At 63.6% G+C, this 7,409-nt stretch carries 8 protein-coding genes; 2 read left to right on the top strand and 6 right to left on the bottom strand.

Translation table 11 applies throughout. From position 1 onward, the window contains the following. Window positions 1-225 precede the first annotated feature (225 nt). The 4 genes from tsf to ACFE7D_RS13435 form a co-directional block, all read right to left on the bottom strand. Window positions 226-1,164: a translation elongation factor Ts gene (gene tsf / locus ACFE7D_RS13450; protein WP_375395924.1), complete on the bottom strand. Its 939-nt coding sequence runs from the start codon at window positions 1,162-1,164 to the stop codon at window positions 226-228. Between the two features lie 87 nt (window positions 1,165-1,251). After that, entirely contained in the window at window positions 1,252-2,106 is an 855-nt protein-coding gene (rpsB, locus tag ACFE7D_RS13445; RefSeq protein WP_375395923.1) for a 30S ribosomal protein S2, read from the bottom strand. 525 nt (window positions 2,107-2,631) lie between these two features. Further along, window positions 2,632-3,450: a CDP-diacylglycerol--serine O-phosphatidyltransferase gene (pssA, locus tag ACFE7D_RS13440; protein ID WP_375395922.1), complete on the bottom strand. Its 819-nt coding sequence runs from the start codon at window positions 3,448-3,450 to the stop codon at window positions 2,632-2,634. A gap of 10 nt (window positions 3,451-3,460) precedes the next feature. Next, complete coding sequence (locus ACFE7D_RS13435) at window positions 3,461-4,195, bottom strand: phosphatidylserine decarboxylase (protein ID WP_375395921.1); 735 nt, start codon at window positions 4,193-4,195, stop codon at window positions 3,461-3,463. 129 nt (window positions 4,196-4,324) lie between these two features. Here ACFE7D_RS13435 and ACFE7D_RS13430 point away from each other — a divergent pair, with 129 nt between their 5' ends. Together ACFE7D_RS13430 and ACFE7D_RS13425 are read left to right on the top strand one after the other, a co-directional pair. Then, complete coding sequence (locus tag ACFE7D_RS13430) at window positions 4,325-5,545, top strand: NADP-dependent isocitrate dehydrogenase (protein WP_375395920.1); 1,221 nt, start codon at window positions 4,325-4,327, stop codon at window positions 5,543-5,545. Window positions 5,546-5,694: 149 nt separating this feature from the next. After that, window positions 5,695-6,228: a hypothetical protein gene (locus ACFE7D_RS13425; protein ID WP_375395919.1), complete on the top strand. Its 534-nt coding sequence runs from the start codon at window positions 5,695-5,697 to the stop codon at window positions 6,226-6,228. Between the two features lie 42 nt (window positions 6,229-6,270). On the opposite strand, the gene ACFE7D_RS13420 is transcribed toward ACFE7D_RS13425, so the two are convergent. Next, complete coding sequence (locus ACFE7D_RS13420; RefSeq protein WP_375395918.1) at window positions 6,271-7,170, bottom strand: hypothetical protein; 900 nt, start codon at window positions 7,168-7,170, stop codon at window positions 6,271-6,273. Then, window positions 7,167-7,409 (bottom strand): DHHA1 domain-containing protein (locus ACFE7D_RS13415; RefSeq protein ID WP_375395917.1); only part of this gene is annotated, 243 nt, incomplete at its 5' end. The genes ACFE7D_RS13420 and ACFE7D_RS13415, both read right to left, overlap by 4 nt.

Raw genomic sequence — 7,409 nt, 5'->3', positions numbered from 1 at the left:
CTCGCCAAAGTAATTCGCAAACGCTGCCATCAGCACCTCCCGCTCAAGAGGCACCTTCAGAATCCCTTTTCGATCAAATTTCCATATGCGATTCCCCTGCCCGCAAGGGGAGGCGGCAGCCGTCAGGCTGACGGAGGGGGCCCACCACGAGCGATGTGCGCGTGGTAAGCCCCCTCCACCATCCGCTTCGCGGACGATCCCCCTCCCCGTGAACGGGGAGGATATTTACGCCGTCGGCTGCGGTACGCCCGATACCGCCGCGACCTCGGCAGCGAAATCCGACGCTTCCTTTTCGATACCCTCACCAAGCTGGAAGCGGACATAGTCCTTCAGCACGATCGTCGCGCCGGCCTCCTTGCCTGCCTTCGCCACGACGTCACTGATCTTCGTCTTGCCGTCCATGACGAACAGCTGACTGACCAGCGCATTCTCCTTGCGGTATTTGGCGATCGCGCCATCGACCATCTTGGCGATGATCTCCGCGGGCTTGCCCGATTCGCCAGCCTTTTCCGCGGCGATAGCGCGTTCGCGCTCGATCAGTTCCGGATCCAGATCGGCCTCGTTCAGCGCCTGTGGGAAAGCGGCGGCGATGTGCATCGCCAGCTGCTTGCCGAGCCCCTGGAGAACCTCGTCGGACGCGTCCGATTCCAGCGCTACCAGCACGCCGATCTTGCCGAGGCCCGGCGATGCCGCGTTGTGGACATAGGGCACGACCGCACCCGTGCTGACTTCGAGCCGCCTGGCGCGGCGCAGCGACTGGTTCTCGCCGATCGTTGCGATATTGTTCGTCAGCACCTCGTCGACGGTGGTGCCCGACGGCATCGCTTCGGCCTTCAGCGCATCGATATCGTCGCCGGTCGCCAGTGCGATCTGCGTGACTTCGCGCACGAACTGCTGGAACTGGTCGTTCTTCGCGACGAAATCGGTTTCCGAATTCACCTCGACCGCCGCACCCTTGGTGCCGCTGACCGCGATGCCCACCAGACCTTCGGCCGCGGTCCGGCTCGACTTCTTCGCGGCGGCGGCTAGGCCCTTGGTGCGCAACCAGTCCATCGCGGCATCCATGTCGCCCGCGGTCTCGTTCAGCGCCTTCTTGCAATCCATCATTCCCGCGCCGCTCTTCTCGCGCAGGTCCTTGACCATCGCTGCCGTGATATCGGCCATGTCTTTCATCCTCTTGTGTTCAATATGATTGCGGGCGAGGCCGGGCACGATCGCCCTGCCCCGCCCGCATGAAAGCTCGATGACGGTTTACGCGTCGATCTGGCGCTCGCCTTCGACCGCAAACTCGGCCGCGATGTCCGCATTCGCCGCGGCATCGGTCGTATCCGCGCTGGCGTCGATCACCGGCTCGGCCGAGATCGATTCCTCGCGCGGCGGCTCTGCCATCGCGCCGACATCCGCGCCGGACCGGCGCTGCTGCTCCTGTCCGCCACGCGTCGCAGCGATCGCGATCGCTTCGCAATACAGACGAAGCGCACGGCTGGCGTCGTCGTTTGCGGGCACGGGGAAGGCGATGCCGTCGGGCGAGACGTTCGAATCCAGGATGGCCACGACCGGGATACCCAGCGTGTTCGCTTCCTTGATCGCCAGTTCTTCCTTGTTCGCGTCGATCACGAACATCACGTCGGGCACGCCGCCCATATCGCGAATACCGCCCAGGCTCAGTTCCAGCTTGTCACGTTCGCGCGTCAGCTGAAGCACTTCCTTCTTGGTCAGGCCGACGGTGTCGCCCGACAGCATTTCCTCGAGCGTCTTCATCCGCTTGATCGAGTTGCTGATCGTGCGCCAATTGGTGAGCATCCCGCCCAGCCAGCGATGGTTGACGAAATGCTGACCCGAACGGCGCGCGGCATCCGCAACGGGCTCCTGCGCCTGACGCTTGGTGCCGACGAACAGAACCTTGCCGCCACTGGCGACCGACTGGCTGACGAATTCGAGCGCGCGCGCGAACAGCGGCACGGTCTGCGACAGATCGAGGATATGGACGCCGTTACGATCGCCGAAGATATACGGCTTCATCTTGGGATTCCACCGATGCGTCTGGTGGCCGAAATGCGCGCCCGTTTCGATGAGCTGCTGCATGGAGACGACAGGTGCCGCCATAGGGATAAATCCTTCCGGTTATGCCTCTGGGAAGCGGATGACGATTGGTCACGGAAATCGCGACCGCGCGCACCGGGCTATGATGCTTCCCATGCGGGGTTAAGGGGCGCGCCATACCGATGGTCGGCGGAAAACGCAATGCTTGCGGATGTCATGCACGACGACGGAACATCAGCGCTTGACAGTCGGAACGATAAGGGAACATACAGGGCTCGTAACGTGCTTCAAGCAACATTCGCCGCAAATTCGGTGCCGTCATCGCGCGTCAAGCCGCGATGATGGAACGGAGCATCGCGCCGGGTGTTGTGGTTAATGATTGAAGGCGTTGGCGAAGCTGACGGGAGGCGAGCATGCAGGCGGTTATCAGCGTTATGGTTTTCTCGGGCGCGTTCGCCACCGCTTCGGTGGTGATGGGAGCGACCGTTGCGCCACAATGGCGTCGGATCCTTCGGCTGGCGGCTGGCCACCCCGAGACGGCGTTCGCCCCCTTGTCGTCGCTCGTCCATGCCGAACGTCGGATCGCCGTCAGGCGCTGGGCGTTGGCGCCGATCCCCGCCCCGATCCGGCACCTGCGCGCCGCCGCCTGATCCGTGCATATTGGTATGCGCTGAACGGGATCGAGACCAGATAGGCGGTAGTCAGAACGCCGAGCGTGTCCCAGGGCGCAGACACCAGCGCGGCACCCAGGAATACAACCAGTGCCAGCGCCTCGAACCGGATATTGCGGCGCAGACGTACCGAACTCCACGAATAGGTCGCTATACTCGAGACCATCAGCAGTGCGATCGTTGCGACCCATGGAGCTACGAGATAGGGCGACGCCAAAAACGGCTCGTCGGTCCAGAACCACAACAGCATCGGCAGCAACGCAAGGGCCGCGCCAGCGGGCGCAGGTACCCCGGTCAGGAAACCGGCGGATTTGTGAGGCTGCTCGGTTTCGTCGATCTTCGCATTGAATCGTGCCAGCCGTAACGCGCAGAACACAGCGAAAACAAGCGCGCAGGTCCAGCCGAAGCGCGGCAACGTCGCCAGCGACCAGAGATACAGGATCAGCGCAGGCGCGACGCCGAACGAGATCGCATCCGACAGCGAGTCGAGTTCCGCACCGAACCGACTTTCGCCATGCAGCAATCGGGCGATCCGACCGTCGATGCCGTCCAGCACACCGGCCACCATCACCATCGCGACCGCCGATTGCCATTCCCCGCCGATCGCGAACCGCACGCCGCTCAAACCCGAACACAATGCGAGTGCCGTCACGGCGTTGGGTGCCACCGCACGCAACGGTAGGCCTCGCGTGGGACGGCGAAGGCGCGGCAGGCGGGGCAGACGCGGTTCGATCATCACGCGATCGTTATTGCGCGACGCCGTGCACCGGCATGCCCCCGACGCGTCCGATCACCGTCTCGCCGGCGATCGAACGCTGGCCGAGCATAACCTGCGGCGTCACGTCGTCTGGCAGGAAGACGTCGAGTCGGCTGCCGAAGCGGATGAGACCGATGCGCTGACCGCCGGCGACCATGTCGCCAGGCTTCACGAACCCGACGATCCGGCGCGCAACCAGCCCGGCGATCTGCGTGAAACCGATCCTGCGCCCGTTTCGCCCTTCGACGACGATATGCTGACGTTCATTCTCTTCCGATGCCTTGTCGAGATCGGCATTCAGGAATTTGCCCGAGATATACACGACCTGGCGAACCGTCCCGGCGATCGGCGTACGATTGATGTGCACGTCGAACACGGACATGAAAATCGACACGCGAACCATCGGTGCTTCGCCGAGTTCGCCGACCAGTTCGCGCGGGACCGGCACTCGCTGGATCATCGTCACCAGTCCGTCCGCCGGCGCGACGATCAGGTCGTCCCCCTGCGGGGTGGTTCGTACCGGGTCGCGGAAAAACGCCGCGACCCAGACGCACAAACCGACGAACGGCCAGAACAGCACATGGCTGACCATCGTGGCGATCAGCGTCAGCCCGGCGGCGATCAGGACATATTTGCGTCCTTCCGGATGGACGGCCGGGAAACGCCATTTGACGGCTTCGGGAGCGATGACGGAACCGGGCGGCGGCGTTTCGAGCGATGACATCCCGCGGGGTCTATCCCCGCGACCCTCGCCTGACAACGTCGAAGCGACCGGGCCGCGATCCGTCGCGGTTGATCCGCGTCCGCCTTCTGCTTAGACGCAGGCCAAATCCCCCTCCCCAAGGAAGAGCATATGGCGAAGATCAAGGTGAAGACGCCCGTCGTCGAGATCGATGGCGACGAGATGACGCGGATCATCTGGGAATGGATCCGCGAGCGCCTGATCAAGCCGTACCTCGACATCGAGCTCGATTATTACGACCTCGGCATCGAATATCGCGACGAGACCGACGACAAGGTGACGGTCGACAGCGCGCGGGCGACGCAGAGATACGGCGTCGCGGTGAAGTGCGCGACGATCACCCCCGACGAGCAGCGTGTCGAGGAATTCGGCCTGAAGAAGATGTGGAAGTCGCCCAACGGCACGATCCGCAACATCCTTGGCGGGACCATCTTCCGCGAACCGATCGTCATCAAGAACGTCCCCCGCCTGATCCCCGGCTGGACTCACCCGATCGTCGTCGGCCGTCACGCGTTCGGCGACCAGTACCGAGCGACCGACTTCCTCGTCCCCGGCCCCGGCAAGCTGCGCCTGGTGTTCGAGGGCGATGACGGTCAGGTCATCGACCGCGAGGTGTTTCAGTTCCCGTCGGCGGGCGTCGCGCTCGCGATGTACAATCTCGACGACTCGATCCGCGATTTCGCGCGCGCGTCGATGCATTACGGTCTGAACCTGAAATGGCCCGTCTATCTATCGACGAAGAACACGATCCTGAAAGCCTATGATGGCCGGTTCAAGGATTTGTTTGCCGAGATATTCGAAGCCGAATTCAAGGACAAGTTCGAGGAAGCCAATATCGTCTACGAGCATCGCCTGATCGACGACATGGTCGCCTCCGCACTGAAATGGAGCGGCGAGTTCGTCTGGGCGTGCAAGAACTACGATGGCGACGTGCAATCCGATCAGGTCGCGCAGGGTTTCGGTTCGCTCGGCCTCATGACATCGGTGCTACTGACCCCGGACGGCAACACCGTCGAGGCAGAAGCCGCGCATGGCACCGTCACGCGCCATTACCGCATGCACCAGCAGGGCAAGGCGACATCGACCAACCCGATAGCCTCGATTTTCGCGTGGACCGGCGGCCTGAAATATCGCGGCAGGTTCGACGATACGCCGGACGTCGTGAAATTCGCCGAAACGCTGGAACGAGTCTGCGTCCAAACCGTCGAGGACGGGCACATGACCAAGGACCTCGCGATCCTGATCGGTCCCGACCAGCCATGGATGACGACCGAGCAGTTCTTCGAGCAGGTTCGGGCAAATCTCGAGACCGAGATGGGTAGCTGGGCCTGAGCATTGGGGTCACCGGACTGGTTCCGGCATGATGATCGGGGCATGGTGCCTCCCCGGCACCTTCGTCAGATACGACGCACGTCCTGCCTTGGGCGGGGAACCCCAACAATGCTGTCACGTTCGTTACGGGCACAGATCGGGAGAAACTTGTGACGAAGATATTCCATACGATCGCGATCGCCGGCCTCATGGCGGCATCCGCTACCGTCGCCACGGCACAGACGGCGCCACAACCGGCGGCAGCCACCATCGGCGCGACGGTATATGATTCCGCGGGCGGCGTCGTCGGTACGATCAGTAGCGTGACCGCGGATGCGATCGTGATTTCGACCGGCGCGCACGACGTGGCGGTGCCGCCCGCATCGGTCGGCTCGGGTGCGAAAGGCCCGACGATGGCAATGACGAAGGCCCAGCTCGACGCGGCCTTCGTCCAGCAGCAGGATCAGGCCAATGCCGCCCTGAAGTCGCAACTTGTCGCGGGCGCGGCGGTCTACGGCAGCGATGGCGCGACTCAGGTCGGCACGATCAAGGTCGCGGATGCGCAATATGTCACACTTACGACTTCGACGGGCGGCGAGGCGAAGTTGCCGGTCGCAGGCTTTTCGAGTGGGCCCAAGGGATTGCTGATCGGCATGACCGCCGCTCAGCTGAATGCCGCGATCGGCGGCGCTGCCAGGAAGTGATGCAATAGCCGCCGCCCCGTCGTACCGGGCGGCGGCTGGATATCATCGCGGGCGCGGAAGCGAGCCGGAAAGCGCCTTGTTGATCCGGTCCGCAATTTCACTCGCCTTCGCAAACGGCGCTTCGGTGCCCTGTCCCAGATACAGCGCACGTAGATAGTTGCGATCGAAGAGCGTAAGACCGGGCGGCGGTAGACGGTCGCCCTGCTGAAACAACCGCAGGATCGTATCGCCCGCGGCCTTGTCACTCATCGGACTACGCGTCTGCGCAAGTGTGCGCATCGTGGCATAATCCGCGATCTGATCGAGTCCCTTGCCAATTGCCGCCGGGATGTCGACGATCAGGATCGTCGCGAGGATGTTGCGTTTGGTGGTCAGTGCGATAATCGAAGCGCTTCGTACCTGCAGTTCCGGTGCGCGAACACCGGTTGTGGTGCCGACGCGCAGCTTGTCGCCGTCCCGGCTGGTCGTTTCGGTTATCGTCCAACTGTGGATCGGCCCAGGATCGTCTGCAAGCCGTTTGATCGCGCGGGGCTCCATGTCGCCGAACAAATCGGCGTGCGAACGGCGGATCTCCCGGACCAGCGCCTGGCCGTTTTCGATGAACACGATCGTGATATTGGGACGGCAACCGTCATTGCCGACCGCGATCCCGGCTTCGCGCGCATCGTCGGCGATCCGCCTAGCGACGCGGTCGTCGAATTCATGCGCCATGCCGATCGCGGTCGGACATACGGGTCCGTCGAACCGCGCAACGGCCTCGGTCGCATCCCCGATCGCCATCACCTGACTGGTCAGATGGCGGATATCTGCCTTGGTCGAAGGGCGCTGGCCCGTTACGACAATGTCAGCGCCTCGCGATTGAGATTGCGGCTGGGTTTGCCCAGCGATCGCTTCCCCGGTCAGCCCCATGACGGCTACCGCAAGGCACAGTGCGCGTCTCATGCCTCAGTTGCCCCTTCTACCAGCGCGTCGCGGATCGCCTGGATGGCGTCCGATGCCTTTGCGCCGTCGGGGCCGCCGCCCTGTGCCATATCCGGCCGCCCTCCACCGCCCTGCCCGCCGAGGACGGCGACGGCGCGCCGCAGCAGGTCGACGGCGTCGTAGCTGGCGATCAGATCCTTGCTTACGCCGACCGCGACCGAGGCGCGACCGTCGTTGACCGCGATGATCGCGGCGATGCC

This window comes from uncultured Sphingomonas sp., assembly GCF_964244235.1.
In the GTDB taxonomy this organism is placed as follows: domain Bacteria; phylum Pseudomonadota; class Alphaproteobacteria; order Sphingomonadales; family Sphingomonadaceae; genus Sphingomonas.
Note: the sequence above shows the minus strand (reverse complement) of the source record. Positions and strands in the feature narration are given on the sequence as shown.